This is a genomic window from Suttonella sp. (assembly GCF_056855035.1).
The window spans coordinates 34481-52888 of sequence record NZ_JBXGGR010000092.1 but is presented as its reverse complement, the minus strand read 5'-3'; the positions used below and the strand labels follow the sequence as shown (position 1 = coordinate 52888).

The following is an 18408-nucleotide window of genomic DNA, read 5'->3' as shown; positions in this document are numbered from 1 at the left end:
GCATCTTAATGTCAATACAGATTGGTACCTGTATAAAATCAGGCATTTGGTAGAAAATGCCTTTGCACGTTTAAAGCACTTTCGTGCAGTTGCAACGCGATATGATAAATTAAAACGCAATTATGAAAGTACCGTTGCATTGGCTTGTGCTTTGATTTGGTTGAAATTATAGGTGAATTGTCATTAGCCCCTAGCTATTTAACAAAGCTTCTTTGAAAATACCGCCGCAAGGGCTTTGTGCCAAATCTCAATACCTGCCTCGGCGCTTCTGGCTTCTTCGCTTAAAATGCGGCGGAATTGCTTGGCGCCGACTTGTCCGTTAAACAGTCCGAGCAGATGCCGCGTATAATCGCTGAGGCGTTCGCCATTGCCCAAAGCCTTTATCAACAAAGCTTCCAAATCGGCTAAAACGCTCTCAAGGATCGGGATTTCGCACCCGAATAAATCGGCGGCTTCCAATAAGAGACGCGGTTCTTGGTAAGCGGCGCGTCCTAACATCACGCCGTCCACCGCCTGCAAATGCTGTTTGGCTTCGGCAATGCTGTTAATGCCGCCGTTGATGACAATATGCAGTTCGGGAAATCGCTGCTTGAGTTCATAAACCAATTCATAATTCAGCGGCGGAATATCGCGGTTATCCTTAGGACTTAAGCCTTGCAGCCATGCCTTGCGTGCATGCACGATAAACACGCGGCAATCGCTTTCATTCGCCAGACAATCGACAAAATCAATTACTTGCCGCTCGTCCTGCTCATCAATGCCCAAACGGTGCTTAACCGTTACCGGCACATCGCTTTCTTTCTGCATGGCTTTTAGACATTGGGCGACCAAACGCGGCTCTGCCATCAGGCAGGCGCCGATACGATTGTTTTGCACGCGGTCGCTGGGGCAACCGACATTCAGATTGATTTCCGCATAGGCGAATGTTTGAGCTATCGCGCTGGCTTTTGCCAATTCATCGGCTTTGCCGCCGCCCAATTGCAGGGCGCAGGGCATATCGCCGCTATGCTTGAGATAACGCGCGGCATCGCCGAAGATAATCGCCCCGGTAGTAACCATTTCGCTATACAGCAGTGCCTGCGGGCAAAGAATGCGGTGGATGCGCCGACATTGCGGCGTTGTCCAATCCAGCATCGGCGCTACGCTAAAACGCCGCGCAGCGGCTAAAGCATCAATTGACATAGGCTTTTAAAACGTGGTCTTTGATGCCTTCGCGCTGCAGGCGGTTTTGAATATTCACCGCCTCCTCGCGTTCCGCATAAGGCCCGATTTGCACTAAGAATAAAGTGCCGTCTTTGATAATCTGCACCGGATAATCGCGCAAAATCATTTTCGCTCTGAGGCGGTCGGCATGCGCTTCTTCGCTGAATGCTCCGATCTGAATGCGGTAATGCCGCCCTTTGATGCTGCTTTTATCCGCTTGGGCAATTTTGTGCTGCAATTCCTCTTTGACTTGCTCGTCGCGTTTGCGCAAAGATTCATAGAAACTATATTTCGGCGTTTGCGCCGCTTGAGCGGCTTGCCTGTTGTTTTGCTGCTCTGTTTGCGCAGGCGGTTTTTCCGCCACCGGACGCACATAGCCTTCTTTGTGTTCTTTGAAGAAATTCACGCCGATCAGCAATAAAATTCCCAAAATCAGGAACAGCAAAAACATACCCATGATGCGCTGCGCCCAAAAGGCCTTGCTATTGGGACGCGGCGCATTTTTATTACGCTTACGTTTGTTTGCGCTGGCTTTTTTACTCACATTCTCTCCTGCGCCTGCACGCCGACAACCGCCAAAGCATTACGTAATACCTGCCCCACGCAATCGGTCAGCAGCAAACGCGCCGCGCGAATCTCCGCATCTTCGTGCAGAACCTTATGCCCCGCATCATAGAATTGATGCCAAGCGGTCGCCAAATCGCGCAGATAACCGATGACCATATGCGGCGCCAATTGCTCGCCGGCGCTGATCAGCATATCGCGGTAACGTCCCAATTCGCGAATCAGGGCTTTTTCTTCCGCCTCATTCAACTGATTGCGCAATTTCAGGGCATCTTCCACCTGATATTCCACTCCTGCTTCTTTGGCGCGCTCCATCACGCGGCAAGTCCGCGCATGGGCATACTGCACATAGTAGTAAGGATTGTCTTTGCTGCTGGAAACCGCCAAATCCAAGTCGAAATCCAAATGCTGCTCGGGTTTACGCATCACATAGAAAAAGCGCGCCGCATCCGAGCCGACTTGCTCGCGCAATTCCCGCAGGGTAACGAATTCGCCGCTGCGCGTACTCATCTGTACTTTCTGCCCGTTTTGATACAAAACGGCAAACTGCACCAAAGCGATATGCAATTGGCTAGGATTTAAATTCAATGCCGCTAAAGAAGCGCGTACGCGTGCCATATAGCCGTGATGATCGGCGCCGAAAATATCGATCATCACATCATAGCCGCGTTCGTATTTATCCAAATGATAGGCAATATCGGAAGCAAAATAAGTAGTTACGCCGTTTTCCCGCTTAACCACGCGATCTTTCTCATCGCCGAATTCTTCCGCCTTAAACCACAAAGCGCCGTCTTTCTCATAAATAAAGCCGCCTTCCTGCAATTTGGCTAAGGTTTTTTCCACCATGCCGCTGCCAAACAAAGAGCGCTCCGAGAACCAACGCTCGAATTCCACGCCGAATTCCTGCAAATCCTGTTTGATATCTTCTACTTCCGCCTGCAATGCCGTTTGGAACACCGTCTCGTAGTTTTCAGCGCCTAATTTAGCTTTCAATGCCGCAATCGCGCCGTCAATCCATTGATCACGCGCACCTGCCGCCGCTTCCGCCTCGCTCCACTCCTTAGGCTCGGCATGCAACCATTGCTCAGGCTGATGCAATAAGACTTCGCCATGCGCCGCTTTCAGACTGTCGGCAATGCCAATCACATAATCGCCTTGATAAATCCCCTTAGGCAGCACTTTATCCACGCCGCATTGCTGCATATAACGCCAATACACCGACAAAGCCAAAATATCCATCTGGCGTCCGGCATCATTAACGTAATATTCCTTATCGACCTGATGACCGTTGACCTTAAGCAAATTCGCCAAGCTGTCGCCATACGCGGCGCCGCGCCCATGCCCGACATGCAAAGGTCCGGTGGGATTGGCAGAAACAAATTCCAGCAAAATTTTCTGCGTCGGCACCGCTTGCTGCCGACCGAAATGCTCGCGCTCGCGCACAATATCCGCCAACACGGCGGTAGCGCTGCCTTTTGCCAAGCGGATATTGATAAAGCCCGGTCCCGCCACTTCCATACCTGCCACGCTGTCCATCAAAGGCACGCTGACGATAATTTTATCCGCCAAATCGCGCGGCTTCATGGCGAAAATCTTGGCAAATTTCATCGCCACATTGCTGGCGAAATCGCCGTGCGCAGGGTCTTTGCAGCGCTCGATTTCAATCGCTTGATTGAGATTTTCGGTGGGGATATTGTGGGTTTTCGCTAATAATACTAAGGCACTCGCCAACCCATCTTGAATTTCGGCTTTCATCGTCTGCTCCGCAGCAAAAATTAAAACGCGCTATTTTACCGCGCTAAGGGCTTGCCGCCAAATGCTGAATAATAAAGCCGGCAAAGTGTCGATGCTATAGAAACAGGCGTAGAGATAAACGGTAATATTTGCTTGAGGCTGGTATAAATACGCCTATCTCTATTACAATACGCGCCTTTATTTTTCAGAAAGTTCCATGTCAAAACTCAGTGTGCTTATTTTGGCGCGTAATGAAGCGCATAATATCCGCGATTGCATAAACAGCTGTCGCTTCGCCGATGAAATTTTGCTGATTGATGATTACAGTCAGGATGATACCGCTCATATCGCTGCTGAATGCGGAGCGAAAATCATCCAACGCGCAATGAATGGCGATTGGGGAGCGCAGCAAAGCTTTGCCATTGGTCAAGCCGCTCATGAATGGATTTTCTTTATTGATGCCGATGAACGTTGCTCGCCCGAATTAGCTGAAGAAATTCAATCAGTTGTTGCTAAAAATGAAGCGGCTGCTTATTGGATTCAGCGGCATAACCGTTTTCAGCATCATCAAGCCCGACACGGCATTCTGCGTCCTGATTTTGTTTGCCGCCTGATGCCGGCCGAAGGCAGCCGCGTAGAAGGCTATGTACATCCCAAAATTATCCATCCTTACGAAAACCGCCGTTTGCAGCAGCCGATGTATCATTACACCTATGATAATTGGCAGCAATATTTCAATAAATTCAACCACTACACCACGCTGGCAGCGGAAAAATACCGAGCTGAAGGCAAATCCGTCGGTTTTATCAAAGATATTATCCTGCGTCCGTTCTGGGCATTTTTTAAAGTCTATTTCATCAATCGTGGTTTCTTAGACGGCAAATTAGGTTGGATTTTTGCCGTTAATCATTATTTCTACACCATGAATAAATACGTCAAACTCTATTATCTTTATCAATCCAAAGGCAAACTTTAGACGTTTGTCTTATCGCTAATCTATCCACAAAGGATCGACGTCTATCGCTACCCGCACCGCAAAGGCTTTGCCTTGCGCCAACAGCCATTGGTTGAGCGCTGGCAATTGCTGCTGCAAACTGGCACGATTATCCGATTGAATCAGGACTTGGTAGCGCTGCAATCCGTCTTTGCGCAGCATCAAAGCCGGTGCAGGCCCCAGCCATTGCCAGTCTTGTCCGATACCTGCCGCCTGCGCGCCTTCGCAGGTAAATTGCAGGGCTTGGGCGGCGCGTGCGCCGTCGCGATGGCGCGCCGTTAATAAGACTTGCGCACTGTAAGGCGGCAAATGGGCGCGTTTGCGTGCTGCCGCAAGCCTTTGCAAAGTCTCGCGGTAAGGCTGCTGAAAGAGGCGGAATACCGGCTGCGCCGCTTGGCGGGTCTGAATCCAAATATGCCCTGTCGATTCGCGTCCCGCACGTCCGCCGACCTGCATCAGGGTTTGCGCCAAATGTTCTTCGGCGCGAAAATCGCTGCTGTAAAAAGCGGCATCGGCATCCACCACCGCCACCAATTGCAGGGCGGGAAAATGATGCCCTTTGGACAGCCATTGCGTGCCTAAAATAATATCCGCCTCGCCGGCTTGTACCTGCACAATCGCCTGCTGAAATTGCGCCGCGCTGCGATAAGCATCTGAATCAATGCGCAAAATACGCGCTTGCGGAAATTGCAGACGCAGGCTTTGTTCTAATCGCTGCGTGCCATAACCCAATAATTTCAATTCCTTGCTGCCGCAAGCAGGACAATGGGTCGGAATATCGCGGCTGCGTCCGCAATGATGGCATTGCAAATTGCGGCTGCTCAAATGCGCCGTCATCGCGCAATCGCAGGCGCTGCATTGCAGGGCTTCGCCGCAGTCTTCGCAGCGCAGCAAGGGCGCATAGCCGCGCCGATTGAGAAACAGCATCACTTGATGCCCGTCGCGCAATTGGCGGTGAATTTCGCTAATCAGGCGGAAAGACAAGCCATCCACCTGCTCCGGCGTGTTCATGTCGTCAATGGTAATCCGCGCCTGCGCCTGCGCCAAAACCCTTGACTGCAAACGGATATCGCCCCACATGCCGCGCTCGACCTGCGCCCAGACTTCCAAAGGCGGCGTCGCGCTTCCCATTAACACGGGAATATTCAATGCTTTGGCACGCAAAACCGCCATATCGCGCGCATGATAATGAAAGCCTTCCTGCTGCTTATAAGCCTGATCATGACATTCATCAATCACAATGCCGCGCAAATCCGCAAAAGCGCCGAATAAAGCCGAACGCGTACCGATTAAGACCTGTACATCGCCGGCGCGCACATCCTGCCATACTGCCAAACGCGCCGCATCCGTCATCGCGCTGTGATGCTTGGCAAGCGCACAAGACAAACGCGGACGCAAACGCTGATACAGCATTTCCACCAAAGCGATTTCCGGCGCCAATACCAATACCTGTCCGCCACCGCTCAACAATTGCTCAATGCGGCGGATATAGACTTCCGTCTTGCCCGAACCCGTTACCCCGTCTAACACATCCACGACAAAACCGCTGCGCTTCGACAAATATACTAAGGCTGCCGCCTGTTCCGCGCTTAAATCAGGCGCGGAAATTTGCGCCGTCGCCTCATATTGAAACTGCTCTTCTTGCGCCAGCAAACCGCGTTCGCCCATATCGCGCAGCCAAGCGAGGCTTAAGCTGAATTGTTCACGCAAAGCCTGCTCCGACTGCCGCCCCGATTGCAAAGCAGTTAAGACCTCGCGCTGTTTGCTGCCTAATTTACCGCCTAATGCCGCAGCGCCTGCCGCCGTCAAGCGATAAAAACGCGCCAAGCGGCGGCGGTTCTCCGCCCCATGCAGCAAAGCATTGGGTAAGGCGCTGGCAATCACTTCCCCTAAGGGATGTTGATAATAACGTGCCGCCTGCTGCAAAAAGCCCAGCAATTCCGCATCCAAGACAGGTGCTTCGTCTAAAACGGCGGCAATGCTTTTTAATGCGCCCTCTTCCTCTACATAAGGCGCAGACGCCAACACAATCCCGATTTCTTCTTTTCTGCCAAAAGGCACGCGCACCCGCTGTCCCGCCATCAAAGGGCAGTGATGCAAATAGCTAAATGCGCTGAACAAAGGGCGCGGCACCGCTACGCTGATACAAAAGGGCGCGCCCGATTCTATCGGTTTACTCATCAAATCATGTTATCCTATAACGGAACTTTTACTCTGTGATTATATGTCTGATCCACTTATTTCCCTCGAACATATCAGTTACCGCATCGGCGGACGCAGCATTTTACATGACATTTGCCTGCCAATTGAAAGCGGAGAATTATTAACCATCGTCGGACCCAACGGCGCCGGCAAAAGCACATTGATGCGCCTGATTTTAGGACATTACCGCCCCAGCAGCGGCAGCATCACACGCCGCAAAGGACTGCGACTGGCCTATGTGCCGCAAAGTTTTCATACCCCTTCCGATTTACCCATCAGCATGCGCCGCTTTCTCAAAGGCTTGGATTATCAGCAATCGGACTCGCCGCTGGATTCCTTAAACATCCGCCATTTGCTTGACAGCCCCCTGCAAAATCTCTCGGGCGGCGAAACGCAGCGTCTTTTACTGGCACGCGCCATGCTCAATCGTCCCGAATTAATCGTTTTGGACGAACCAGCGGCGGGCATCGACCCTTCCGCCTTGGGCAATTACTACCACCACATCCGCGACTATCAGCTGAAAACCCGATGCGCGATTGTCTTAGTCTCGCATGATCTGCATCTCGTCATGGCGGCAAGCGATAAAGTGCTGTGCTTAAACGGACATATCTGCTGCATGGGCAAACCGCAGGAGATTGCCCGACACCCCGATTTCCTGCGCCTGCTCGGACAAGCCGAAGCCGCCGAACTCGGCATCTACCATCATCATCACAACCATCAACACCTATGAATTTCTTCTTACAATTTGTCTTGATTCCTTGGGCTTGCGCCGTTTTATCCGCCGCTGCCGCCGCGCCCTTGGGCAGCATCATCTCTTGGCGGCGCCTAATCTATTTCGGCGAAGCCCTTGCCCATAGCGCTTGGCTGGGCATTGCCTTGGCATTATATTTCCGCCTGCCCATCTATCTCGGCATTTGGGGCATTACCGCTCTATTAGTCATCCTGCTCTATGTCATCAAACGCCGCACCGGCGCAGACGGCAACAACATCCTCGGCACCCTCTCGCATTTCATGCTGGCATTAGGCGTGATTGCGCTGTCGAAAATGGAGAATATCCGCACCGACCTGTTTGGCTATTTATTCGGCGACATCTTAAACACCGGCGGCAGAGACTTGCTGCTCATTGCCATTGCCACCGTGCTCACGCTCCTACTCATTAAATGGCTGTGGCAACCCCTGATTCTGCTGACCATCAGCGAAGACATCGCCCGTACAGAAATCCCGAATGTGCATCGCTACGAAGGCATTTTCCTGCTCCTGCTCGGACTATTCACCGGCATTATGATTCAGTTTCTAGGGCTGATGCTGGTCATGGCATTTCTGATTATCCCCATTCAAACCACCAACCGCTTCGCACACACGCCGGAGCAATGCGTGCTGTGGGCGGCGATACTCTCGGCGATTGCCGCCACGCTCGGCGTCGGCATGGCATATTTATGGGATTTTCCGGTCGCTCCCGCGATTGTCAGCATCAGCGGCATCTGCTATTTCGCCGCCTTGTGTTACCAAAAATTATACGTTAAGGAAATGCCGCGTCCGACAACAAGCCGACCTTTAGCATCCTCTCAAAAAACAGAAGAAAAACTTTGACTTCCGAGCGGCGGCTGCGTAATATGCTGCGATTTTTCTAACCCCGCCATATTTTATGACGAAACAAAAGACCCAATCGATTGAAAACAATCAAAAATATACTCCAGCTGACGGCGAAGAATACATGTCTGCCAAACAATTGGAATATTTCACGCACCTGCTTCATCAATGGAAGCAGGAAATTATTGACGAAAGCGAACGTACCCGCGAATACCTCAAAGACGAAAACACCCATACGGCGGATTTAAACGACCGCGCCACCCAAGAAGAAGAATTCTCGCTGGAACTGCGCACGCGCGACCGCCAACGCAAACTCATGCACAAAATCGACAAAGCCCTTGAGCGCATTAATAGCGGTGATTTCGGCTACTGCGACCAATGCGGCGAAGAAATCGGCTTCCGCCGTTTGGAAGCCCGCCCGACCGCCGAATTATGCATCGATTGCAAGCAAATTGCGGAACGACGCGAAAAAGGCTTTTTTGAAGACCGCTGATGCACATTATTTGTTCGCACGGACGCGGCGGCAGCCCTGATGATGCGATTATGCAGCAGCTGGCAAAGACCGCAGGTCGCTTCTGCGACGCTGTCAGCAGCATCCACGATACCGACATCCAGCAAGACCCCGAAGCCCGCGCCGCACGCTTAATTCAAAACATTCAAAGCCTGCCTGCCCAAGAAACGGTCATTTTGGCGGGTTTTTCCATGGGCGGCTACACCTCTGTGCTCGCCGCCGAGCAATGCCGGCAAGTACGCGGACTCTTTCTTGTTGCCCCCGCCCTCTATCTGCCGCATTACGCCCAACATCGTTACAGCAACGATCTGATTAATGTTGAAATTGTGCACGGCTGGTCGGACGACGTCGTCATTTTCGAACATTCCCTGCGCTTTGCCCGCGAATGCAATGCGCCCCTGCATCTTCTGCCCGGCGGACACATGATGCTCTCGCAACTCTCTCGCATTGACGACTTATTCAGCCATTATTTGCAGCGTGTTATTAAATAATTCAAAGACGGTGTCTTAGCCCCGTTTTTGCGGTATGATTGCCCAAGTTTCTTCAAGGAGTTTATCGTGATTTCACTCAAAAAATTATGGCTTATCAGCTTGTTGATGCTATCCGGCTTTGCGCTTGCCGCCAACCCCGTCGGCTACTGGCAATTAAAAGACAAAACCGGCCGCCCCACCATGATTATCCGCGTCTTCCAAGACGGACAAGGACTGGCAGCCAAATTGATTGAATACGTACCTAACCGCAATGCGCGCTGCAGCAAATGCGAAGGCGAAAATGCCGACAAACCCATCCGCGGCATGGTGCTTATCACAGGCTTGCAGGCAGACGGCGACAATCAATGGAGCGGCGGCAAAATTCTCAATCCTCTGACCGGCAAAGTCAGCAAAGTACAGATGACGATTAATGCCGCCGGTACCGAGCTGAAAATCAACAGCTACGGATTCCTTTCTTGGTTCGGAAGCGCCGATGTCTGGACCAGAAGAAAATAAATCCGCCTATTCCCTGCGCTTTTTTTCATGGTGTCTGTTGATTTGGGTCAGCAGCATTCCTTCCTGCATGATGCTTCTGCGTTAATGAAAAAAAATTGGCTCACAAAGCTTAAAAGCAAAGCCCTGTTGCTGCGCGGTTCCAGCCTGCTGCTGCCTGTCCTGCCGCTCAGCCTGAGCGCGATTATCGGCTTGTTTCAAGCGCGCGCGCTTAAAGTCGGCATTAGTTTATTGGCCTGCGCCTGCTTTATCTATGCCGCCAAATGTACGCGCCATTACTACCGCCAATTAGCCCAAGCCCTGCAGGAAGACCAAGCGCTGGGCGAAATACGGGACAGCCGCGGACAGGGACTGGCAGCCTTTACCTTAGCCATACTTCTGTTATCCGTCTATCTCCTGCGTCATCCGCTGTGGATTTTGCTCGGCACATTGGCAGGCGCCGGCAGCTATTATTTTCATTACATGCAAGCGCAGCAACTGCCGCAGAGCGCGGATAATCCGCCGCCGCACAACAATACCCAACATTTATCCCCGACCCTGCAGGCGATGATTGCAGATGCGGAAAACCATAACGCCGCATTATGGCAATTAAGCGAAGCATATCGGCAGCATCCTTTAAACGCAGCGCATGTTTTAAGCGAAAAAATACGCATCAGCGCGCAGCGCGCCCAACGCCTAATCAGCCTATGTGCCCAAGAAGCGGACAACATCCGCCGCCTGCGTCCCTTTTTCATCGTGCAATTGCCCGAAATTGTGAGCATTTGCCAAGCCTGCCTGCAAGAAAATCCGGAACAAAGCGAGCATTTGGCACAATTAGACCGCTTATTAGACAGCGTCAACCACACCTTTGCCGAACAAAGCCGCGCCCTGCTTGCGCATGACAATATTCAGTTACACAGCAAAATGGACGTTTTGCGCCAACAATTAGAGAGTAGCCATGACAAACAACAGCACTAATCCTAGTAGCCAAACTTTTCTCGATAACGAGCAGCTTGACGAGCAGCGCGTGCGTAACCTGGCAAGCTCGCTAGACATCCACAGCAGTCACAGCGTGCTGAATTTCGGCTCCAAAGCACAGCAGGAATTAACCAGCGTCGCCGATGCCATGCTGAAAAACGTGCAAATCAAAGACAGCGGACAGGCGGGCGAATTGCTCACGCAAATGGTGCTGACCCTCAAAGGACTGCAAAACGCCCAAGAAGAATTGAAAAAGAAAAACGGCTTTTGGGCAAAACTCTTCGGCAAAACCCAAGAGCCGATTCTCGCCTTCATGCAGAAATTCACCACCGTCAGCGACCAAGTCGATGCCATCAGCAACCGCTTGGAAAGCCAAAAACAAAACCTCTTAATCGACATCAACAGCCTCGACCGCCTTTATGAAGTGACGCTGAACCATTACCGCGAACTGGCGCATTTCATTGCCGCCGGCGAGGCGGCAAAGCGCCATGCCGACGAAGTAACCCTGCCCGTTCTCAAAGAACGCGCGGAAAAAAACAATACGATGGAAAATGCGCAGGCGCTGCGCGATTATCAAAGCCAGCGCGATGAACTCGAACGCCGCCTGCAAGATTTGCTGCTCACGCGCCAAGTGGCGACGCAATCCCTGCCCAGCATCCGCCTGATTCAGGAAAACGACAAAGGATTGGTCAATAAAATCAATACCACGCTTGTCAACACCGTTCCTTTATGGCGGCAGCAATTGGCGCAATCTTTGGCGATTCACCGCAGCAGCGAAGCCGCGCAGGCGCTCAAAGCTAGCAGCGATTTGACCAATGAACTGCTCCTGAAAAATGCCGAGAATCTGCAAATGGCGAACCGCGAAACGCGCGAACAAATCGAGCGCGGCGTTTTCGACATCCAAGCGGTAGAAGAAGCCAACCGCCGCCTTATCGCCACCATTGAAGAAAGCATCGAGCTCAATAGCAATGCGCAAAAAGCGCGCGAAGAAATCAAACAGCGTCTGCAAGAAGCGGAAGCGCAGCTGAAAAGCACTTTAAAAAACGCTGCTAAATAAGGAATTTTTATGCTGAATCATCTATTTGCCCGTTTTATGCAGCAAAACAAGCAAACCAATGTCTTGCAATCCGCATCTGTCGGGGAATGTCTGCATATTCAATATATCGATACATTTTCTGAGCCCTGCTTATTGCGCGTCGCCGCCAAACAGCAAGTCTGCCTCGTGCAAAACGGCTGGCGCAGCCCGATTTATCAAGAAGGCGAGTACGCCCTCTCTTCAAGAGCACTCAGCGCCTTGAATCCCAATATGCCGCTGCAATTAATCTTCCTGCACATCGAGCACAGCCTGCAGCGCGACTGGCAGCATCAAGGCTTGCATCTGCAGGGGCAATACCAATTGCGCATTTTGAACAGCGAAGCCTTTTTAAGTCAGCTCTTAAGCCTGTCGCCGACGCCCGATTTGAGCGCATTCGATCAATGGCTAGTAACACAAATCGAGCATATCGTGCAGGAGCAGCAAATTTCCATGCAGGACCTGCAAGATTACCCGCAGCGCCTTGCCCTCTTTCTTAAAGACGTTCTCAATGCACGCCTATTAAATCCCCAAGACATGACGCTGGAGCGCTTTAGCGCCGATTATGAAATTCCTGCCGCCGCCGATGCCGCCGCGCAAGAAAGCGCCACAGAAAAGTCCTCGGCGCCAATCACAGCCGCCGTCCCGCTTTCTCTCACTGCCGAGCCGCAGGAAAACGAAATCGCGGAATTTTACTGCGCCATGAACGGCGGTCAACAAGGACCTTATCGGTGCCAAGACTTGCAAAAACTCATCAACAGCGGCGAGATTACCCCACACACCCTCGTATGGAAACCGGGTTTACACTCATGGCAAGCCATCAAACACATTCCTGAATTTCAACGGCATGACAATACAATCAATGACTAATTTTTCCCTGCACCTCGCCCTAATCGCCGCCTGCTGCGCCGCTTTACTATTCAGCCCCGAAAGTCAGGCGCAATCCGCCAATCAGCTCTATATCTGCGATAACGGCAGCGGCAGCACCAATATCGTCAGCGCCGCCCAGCGCAGCGGCAAATGCAAACCCTATCAAAAAGGCATGTTCGGCAATTACAATGCCGGCGCCACCGTCATGCCCTTAGACAAAGCCACCGAAAATTTCACCGACAAAGCCGAAAGCAGTAATCTGTTTGCCAACGTTATTGCCGCAGAAGAACAGCAGGCGGCATTAGCTGCAAATCCTGCTTCCGTACCTGCGGAAAACTTCAAAGAAACCGGTGCCATCCACATTTTCTATTGCCCCGATTACCGCACCGGACGCATGATTGAAGCCACCAGTCCGCCCGAACCGACCTGCCGTTCCATCGGTATCAAAGCCGAAGTACAAGACCCGCGCGGCATCGTGCCGACGCCCAAAAGCGCCGCCGAACCGCAGATTGCGCCGACCAAAGACGGCAGCGGTGCCATTGTCGCCACCGATTCGCCGCCGACCGACATTTACAAATGCTTTGATCAGGAAGGACTGCCAACCTTTGTCGCCAGCGACCAAACCGATAAATACCGCCGTTGCAGCTTCTTCCAACGCTCCTATGCCGGCGTGAAAGCCGATTTCACCCAACAGGCCCGACAGCCGCAAGCCCCTTCCTTAACCCAATTGGCGGCACAAGGCGTCGGCGCAGCGCCGACCCCTACCGCTTCAGCCGCCCTGCGCTGCGTCGGTGCGGGCAAAGTGGAATTTAACGGCAGCACCCGCGAATACAACTGCGCCACCCGCTCTTTCGACATGACCCCCGGCTCTTCCGGCGGACAAGTCATTCTCGGCGACCGCAGCGCCAATATCGCCGCACACCGCTTGGACTATTTCGGCTCGGAAGGCAGTTGCAGCGGCGTGGTTACTACGCCCGAAGGCCGCGTTCTGCATCTTGACCCGACTAAAGATTGTCCGGAAGCGCTGAAAATCGAGGCGCGCCGCATCGAAGCCGAATACGTCAAAACCATTTCGGTCAATGTCTCGGGTGCATTCTTAGAGCGTCAGCGCGGCTTATCGGCGCAAATCAATGAAATCGCCGCGCGCATCGGCGTCGATCCTTATTTGGTTCATGCCGTCATTTCCGCCGAATCCGCCTATAAAAGTCGCGCCGTCTCGCATGCCGGCGCCCAAGGTCTGATGCAGCTCATGCCGGCAACCGCCCGACGCTTCGGCGTGTCCGATTCTTTCCACACCGGCGAGAACATCCGCGGCGGTACCACCTACCTCAAATGGCTACTGAAGGAATTCAACGGCAATTACCAACTTGCCATCGCCGGCTACAATGCAGGCGAAGGCAATGTGAAGAAATACGGCTATAAAATACCGCCTTTTATCGAAACCCGCGCCTATGTACCGAAAGTCATGGAATATTACCGCAAATATAAGGCGAACCCCGCTTTGATTGGACTGCAATAATGAACAAAACCCTTCTCGTCCTTGCCTGTCTGTGGACAGGTGCCTTCCTTCCCGCGCAGGCAAAATCCTGCGGCAGTTATCTCAAAGACGGCAAAACCCACCAAATCCCCTGCTCGCTCGGCAAAGACTTGAAAAGCAGCGTCGCGGCAGGGCAGACCTGCAAAGCAGAAATCAAAGTCAACGGTTTAACGGTAAAATTGCGTCATCAATGCGTGATCAAACCCAGCGGCAAAACCGGCGCCCAAAGCGTTGTCGAGCCGCAGGGCAGTATGCGCGAACGCCTCAACCAACTTAAAGCCATCATCAATACTTTGGCGGCAAAACACGGCATCGAGCCGGCTTTGGCGCATGCCGTGATTACCGTGGAATCCGCCTATCGCAGCGACGTGGTTTCCAGCAAAGGCGCCATCGGACTGATGCAGTTGATGCCCAACACCGCCAGCCATCTCAATATTGCCGACCCCTTCGACAGCCGTCAAAACATTGACGGCGGCATCCGCTACTTAAAAGAATTGCTCGGGCGCTTTAACGGCAATACCACCCTTGCCATTGCCGCCTATAATGCCGGTCCGGGCGCGGTGAGCAAATACGGCAACCAAATCCCGCCCTATACCGAAACCCAGAATTACGTCAAACGCGTAACCGCTTACCGCGACAAATACCGCCAAGAATGGAAATTACATATCTACTAATCCACAGGACCTTTCATGCTCGTTAAATACCTCTCTTCCTTCATGCTGTTTCTTTTCAGCCTGCCCTCGCAGGCGGCAGAAAGCCTCCTGCAAGCCGAAACGGCGGTTCAAAACGGTGCACCGCTCAGCCAATACCAACATCTTGCCGCGCATCCGCTCTATCCCTATCTGCAATACCGCCATTACCGCAACCATCTGCAAACCCTGCCCAGCCAAGAAATCAGCGACTTTCTGCGTCTGCATCCGCGCGCACCCTTTTCCGGCTGGCTAGCCGAACATGCCTATCCGCTGTGGCTGGCACGCGGCGATTATGCCGCCATTCTCAATAGTTACTCCCCCGCTTTTGCCGATGAAAGCATCGAATGCGAATGGCGTTTGGCGAATCTGCGCAGCGGCAATCGCGCCCAAGCCCAGCAAGGACTGGAAGCATTATGGCTGTCGCCTAAAAGCATCGAAGCCGCCTGCGATCCGCTCTTTGCCCAATTGCCGCCGAGCGCCGCGCAAATCGAAGCGCGCTTCCGTCTGGCAATGCTGGAAGGCGAACTCAGTCTTGCCAATCATCTGCGTCCGCGTCTGCAAGGCAATGCCGCCTCCGCCGCCGACACATGGCTCGCCATCCGCCGCGGCAGCCTGCCGCTTAATAGCGCTTTAAGCATCAACGAGCCGCAATGGCGCGCCGCCGCGGTCAGCGACATCTTGCACCGCTATGCACGCGAACGCCTGCATGAAGTGGCGGCAATAGCGCAGCAAGGCATTCAAGCCGGCGTATTTTCCTTAGAGAAAGAAGCCGCCGCCAAAGGCTTATCGCGCGTTGCGGCACGACTGGCGCAAGAAGACAATCCGCTGGCAGAAAGCATCTTCGCCGGCATTCCGCAGGGCTTGCACGATAAAAACGCCGTCTTCGACCTCATCGCCTACGAATTGCGCCTGCAACGCTGGCAGCAGCTGATACCGCTGTTAAGCAATATGGGCGGCAAATCCGGCGCACAAGCGGAAGTGCAATATTGGCTCGGCAAAGCCTATGAAAAAACCGGACAGGCGGATAAAGCACGCCAACACTATCAAGCCGCCGCCGCGCAGCGCGATTTCTTCGGCTTCCTTGCCGCCGAAAAACTCGGACAAGCGCCGCAATTTAACGACAAACCGCTTTTGCGCGACAGCCATTACGCCCAAATCAGCACGCAACCGGCCGCCTACCGCTTGAAAACCTTCTTGCGCATGGGCGACATGCGCCGCGCCCAGCAAGAATACAATGGCTTAACCTATAAAATGCCGCCTGCCGAATTGCGCCAAGCCGCCCTGCTCGCCGCCGAGCAAGGCTGGGTCATTCAAAGCGTGGTCAGCTTAGTGAAAACCGAGGACTGGGACGCGCTCAATGTCCGCTTCCCTCTGCAATACGAGCAGAAAGTGCGGTATCTGGCGCAGCAAAACAGCATCAGCCCCGCCACCATTTTCGCCATCATCCGCAAAGAAAGCATTTTCCAACCGCAGATTAAATCCGGTGCCGGCGCTATCGGACTGATGCAAGTCATGCCCGCCACCGCGCGCCACGTCGCCAATCAAAGCGGCATCGCCTACAGCGGCAGCCAGCAGCTCACTGATATCGACACCAATCTGCAACTCGGCAGCCGCTATCTTGCCGACCGCTTAAGAGAATTCGGACACCTTGCCTATGCCGCCGCCGCTTACAATGCCGGACCTTCGCGCGTCAATACATGGCGCGCCAGACATCCCAATCTGCCGCTGGACGAATGGATAGCGCAAATTCCCTTTTATGAAACCCGCGATTACGTCAAACGCGTATTGGAATACGAGCGTATTTACGAATACCGCCTCGGCATCGCGCACAAACCTTATCGCCAACAAAGCCTCAGACCTTGGTAAGGAGAACCGATGAAAACCTTTATCTCTGCCTGTAGCTGCGCCCTATTGCTCAGCGCCTGCGCCAGCCAATCCGGCGACAGCATCGAAGCGCAAAATCCTGCGCAAGGGGCGGGCATTCCCCTGCCGCCGCAAGTCAAACTGCCGATTGGCGCCGACAAATGGACACTTTGGCAATGCGAAGACGGCAACCGCCTCGAAACGCGCTTAAGCGCCGACGGACGGCAATTACAGCTGCGCTATCAAGGACGCGAAGCGCAATTGCAGCAAGCCGCCTCCGCCCGTCCCGCGATTTTTGAAAATACCCACCTTGCTTTTTTTAGCGACGGCAAAACCGCCGCCGTCGGTCATCCGCACAGCCCGACGGTGCTGAGCAGCGGCTGCCGCTTAGGAGAACTGAAATGACACGTCAAGCCCGTATCGAACGCCACACCAATGAAACCAAAATCGACATCAGCCTTAATCTCGACGGCACAGGCAAAGCCCGCCTCAATACAGGACTGGGCTTTTTCGATCACATGCTTGAACAAATCGCGCGCCACGGACTCTTGGATATAGACCTGCGCGTCGAAGGCGATTTGCATGTCGATTGCCACCACAGCATTGAAGATACCGGCATTGCGCTCGGCGACGCCCTGCGTGAAGCCTTGGGCGACAAACGCGGCATTTACCGCTACGGACATGCCTATGTGCCGCTGGATGAAGCCTTATCGCGCGTGGTTATCGATTTTTCAGGCCGCCCCGGTCTGCATTTTCATGCCCAATTCAGCCGCGATAAAATCGGCGATATCGACACCGAAGCCTTTTTTGAATTTTTCCAAGGCTTTGCCAATCATGCCCGCGCTACCGTCCACATCGACAATCTGCGCGGCGTGAACAATCATCACATCATCGAAACCATCTTCAAGGCTTTCGGGCGTGCTCTGCGGATGGCGGCAGCAGAAGATCCGCGCGCCGCCGGCAGCATTCCCTCGACCAAAGGCTGCTTATAAATGCGCATCGCGATTATCGACTACGGCATGGGCAATCTGCACAGCGTACACAAGGCTTTGCAAAGCGTTGCCCCGACTGCCAAGCTCTGCCTTGCCACCGCCGCCGCAGACATCCGCCAAGCCGACCGCATCTTATTGCCTGGACAAGGCGCGATTGCCGCCTGCATGCGCGCTTTGCAAGATTTAGACCTGATTGACGCCCTGCAAACGGCGGCGCGCGAAAAACCCTTTTTAGGCATCTGCATCGGGCCGCAATTGATGATGCGGCGCAGCGAAGAAAACGGCGGTGTAGACGGCTTGGGCTTTTTTGAAGGCGAAGTCCGGCGTTTTCGCCCCGATTACCGCGACGGCGACGCGCCGATTAAAATTCCGCATATGGGCTGGAACCGCGTCCGACAAAGCCAAGCGCATCCGCTGTGGCAGAACATTGAAGATAATAGCTATTTCTACTATGTGCATAGCTACCATCTCTCGCCCAATCCGCATACCATCGGCAGCACGCAATACGGCATCGTCTTTCCTGCCGCCATTGCCCGCGACAACATCGCCGGACTGCAAGCCCATCCTGAAAAATCCGCTCAAGCCGGCTTGCAATTCCTTGCCAATTTCGTGAACTGGCAACCGTAAAACATCTATAAAGAGGA

General features: G+C 53.2%; 20 protein-coding genes. 16 read left to right on the top strand and 4 right to left on the bottom strand.

Going from position 1 to position 18408, the window contains the following annotated elements; all coding sequences use genetic code 11:
• A partial coding sequence (locus tag ACJHVI_RS08315; protein ID WP_483184282.1) for a transposase occupies positions 1 to 172 on the top strand: 172 nt, incomplete at its 5' end.
• A gap of 26 nt (positions 173 to 198) precedes the next feature.
• On the opposite strand, the gene dusA is transcribed toward ACJHVI_RS08315, so the two are convergent.
• From dusA to argS, 3 genes are read right to left on the bottom strand one after another with little or no spacing between them, the layout of a single operon-like run.
• Positions 199 to 1182 (bottom strand): tRNA dihydrouridine(20/20a) synthase DusA, encoded by a 984-nt coding sequence (gene dusA, locus ACJHVI_RS08310; protein ID WP_483184280.1) that lies wholly within the window; start codon positions 1180 to 1182, stop codon positions 199 to 201.
• Positions 1172 to 1747 (bottom strand): SPOR domain-containing protein, encoded by a 576-nt coding sequence (locus ACJHVI_RS08305; protein WP_483184279.1) that lies wholly within the window; start codon positions 1745 to 1747, stop codon positions 1172 to 1174. The genes dusA and ACJHVI_RS08305 overlap by 11 nt, the downstream gene beginning before the upstream one ends.
• Entirely contained in the window at positions 1744 to 3522 is a 1779-nt protein-coding gene (gene argS, locus ACJHVI_RS08300) for an arginine--tRNA ligase (protein WP_483184278.1), read from the bottom strand. The genes ACJHVI_RS08305 and argS overlap by 4 nt, the downstream gene beginning before the upstream one ends.
• Positions 3523 to 3718: 196 nt before the next feature.
• On the opposite strand from argS, the gene ACJHVI_RS08295 reads away from it, so the two are divergent.
• Positions 3719 to 4477: a glycosyltransferase family 2 protein gene (locus ACJHVI_RS08295; protein WP_483184277.1), complete on the top strand. Its 759-nt coding sequence runs from the start codon at positions 3719 to 3721 to the stop codon at positions 4475 to 4477.
• Between the two features lie 15 nt (positions 4478 to 4492).
• Here ACJHVI_RS08295 and priA read toward each other — a convergent pair whose 3' ends face one another.
• Positions 4493 to 6676: a replication restart helicase PriA gene (priA, locus tag ACJHVI_RS08290; protein WP_483184276.1), complete on the bottom strand. Its 2184-nt coding sequence runs from the start codon at positions 6674 to 6676 to the stop codon at positions 4493 to 4495.
• Positions 6677 to 6719: 43 nt separating this feature from the next.
• Between priA and ACJHVI_RS08285 the strand changes: the two genes are divergently transcribed.
• The 14 genes from ACJHVI_RS08285 to hisH all read left to right on the top strand — a co-directional run bounded on the left by ACJHVI_RS08285 (position 6720) and on the right by hisH (position 18391).
• A complete protein-coding gene (locus ACJHVI_RS08285; protein ID WP_483184275.1) occupies positions 6720 to 7427 on the top strand; it encodes an ATP-binding cassette domain-containing protein in 708 nt (235 codons plus the stop codon).
• Positions 7424 to 8287 carry a metal ABC transporter permease gene (locus ACJHVI_RS08280; protein WP_483184274.1) on the top strand — a complete coding sequence of 288 codons (864 nt, stop codon included), beginning with the start codon at positions 7424 to 7426 and terminating at the stop codon, positions 8285 to 8287. Before ACJHVI_RS08285 ends, ACJHVI_RS08280 begins: the two co-directional genes overlap by 4 nt.
• 55 nt (positions 8288 to 8342) lie before the next feature.
• Positions 8343 to 8780 (top strand): RNA polymerase-binding protein DksA, encoded by a 438-nt coding sequence (dksA, locus tag ACJHVI_RS08275; protein WP_483184273.1) that lies wholly within the window; start codon positions 8343 to 8345, stop codon positions 8778 to 8780.
• Complete coding sequence (locus ACJHVI_RS08270) at positions 8780 to 9289, top strand: YqiA/YcfP family alpha/beta fold hydrolase (RefSeq protein WP_483184272.1); 510 nt, start codon at positions 8780 to 8782, stop codon at positions 9287 to 9289. Before dksA ends, ACJHVI_RS08270 begins: the two co-directional genes overlap by 1 nt.
• A 66-nt stretch (positions 9290 to 9355) precedes the next feature.
• Entirely contained in the window at positions 9356 to 9784 is a 429-nt protein-coding gene (locus tag ACJHVI_RS08265; RefSeq protein ID WP_483184271.1) for a DUF2147 domain-containing protein, read from the top strand.
• A gap of 84 nt (positions 9785 to 9868) precedes the next feature.
• Positions 9869 to 10738: a 5-bromo-4-chloroindolyl phosphate hydrolysis family protein gene (locus ACJHVI_RS08260; protein ID WP_483184270.1), complete on the top strand. Its 870-nt coding sequence runs from the start codon at positions 9869 to 9871 to the stop codon at positions 10736 to 10738.
• On the top strand, positions 10719 to 11795 hold the full coding sequence (locus ACJHVI_RS08255) for a toxic anion resistance protein (protein WP_483184269.1): 1077 nt from the start codon (positions 10719 to 10721) through the stop codon (positions 11793 to 11795). Before ACJHVI_RS08260 ends, ACJHVI_RS08255 begins: the two co-directional genes overlap by 20 nt.
• Before the next feature lie 9 nt (positions 11796 to 11804).
• Entirely contained in the window at positions 11805 to 12680 is an 876-nt protein-coding gene (locus tag ACJHVI_RS08250) for a DUF4339 domain-containing protein (RefSeq protein ID WP_483184268.1), read from the top strand.
• On the top strand, positions 12673 to 14199 hold the full coding sequence (locus ACJHVI_RS08245) for a lytic transglycosylase domain-containing protein (RefSeq protein WP_483184267.1): 1527 nt from the start codon (positions 12673 to 12675) through the stop codon (positions 14197 to 14199). The genes ACJHVI_RS08250 and ACJHVI_RS08245 overlap by 8 nt, the downstream gene beginning before the upstream one ends.
• Positions 14199 to 14891 carry a lytic transglycosylase domain-containing protein gene (locus ACJHVI_RS08240; protein WP_483184266.1) on the top strand — a complete coding sequence of 231 codons (693 nt, stop codon included), beginning with the start codon at positions 14199 to 14201 and terminating at the stop codon, positions 14889 to 14891. Before ACJHVI_RS08245 ends, ACJHVI_RS08240 begins: the two co-directional genes overlap by 1 nt.
• Positions 14892 to 14906: 15 nt before the next feature.
• Positions 14907 to 16775, top strand: a complete 1869-nt coding sequence (locus ACJHVI_RS08235; RefSeq protein ID WP_483184265.1) for a transglycosylase SLT domain-containing protein — start codon at positions 14907 to 14909, stop codon at positions 16773 to 16775.
• Between the two features lie 9 nt (positions 16776 to 16784).
• Positions 16785 to 17177, top strand: a complete 393-nt coding sequence (locus ACJHVI_RS08230) for an MliC family protein (protein WP_483184264.1) — start codon at positions 16785 to 16787, stop codon at positions 17175 to 17177.
• Positions 17174 to 17764: an imidazoleglycerol-phosphate dehydratase HisB gene (gene hisB / locus ACJHVI_RS08225; protein WP_483184263.1), complete on the top strand. Its 591-nt coding sequence runs from the start codon at positions 17174 to 17176 to the stop codon at positions 17762 to 17764. Before ACJHVI_RS08230 ends, hisB begins: the two co-directional genes overlap by 4 nt.
• On the top strand, positions 17765 to 18391 hold the full coding sequence (gene hisH, locus ACJHVI_RS08220) for an imidazole glycerol phosphate synthase subunit HisH (protein WP_483184262.1): 627 nt from the start codon (positions 17765 to 17767) through the stop codon (positions 18389 to 18391).
• Positions 18392 to 18408: the final 17 nt, after the last annotated feature.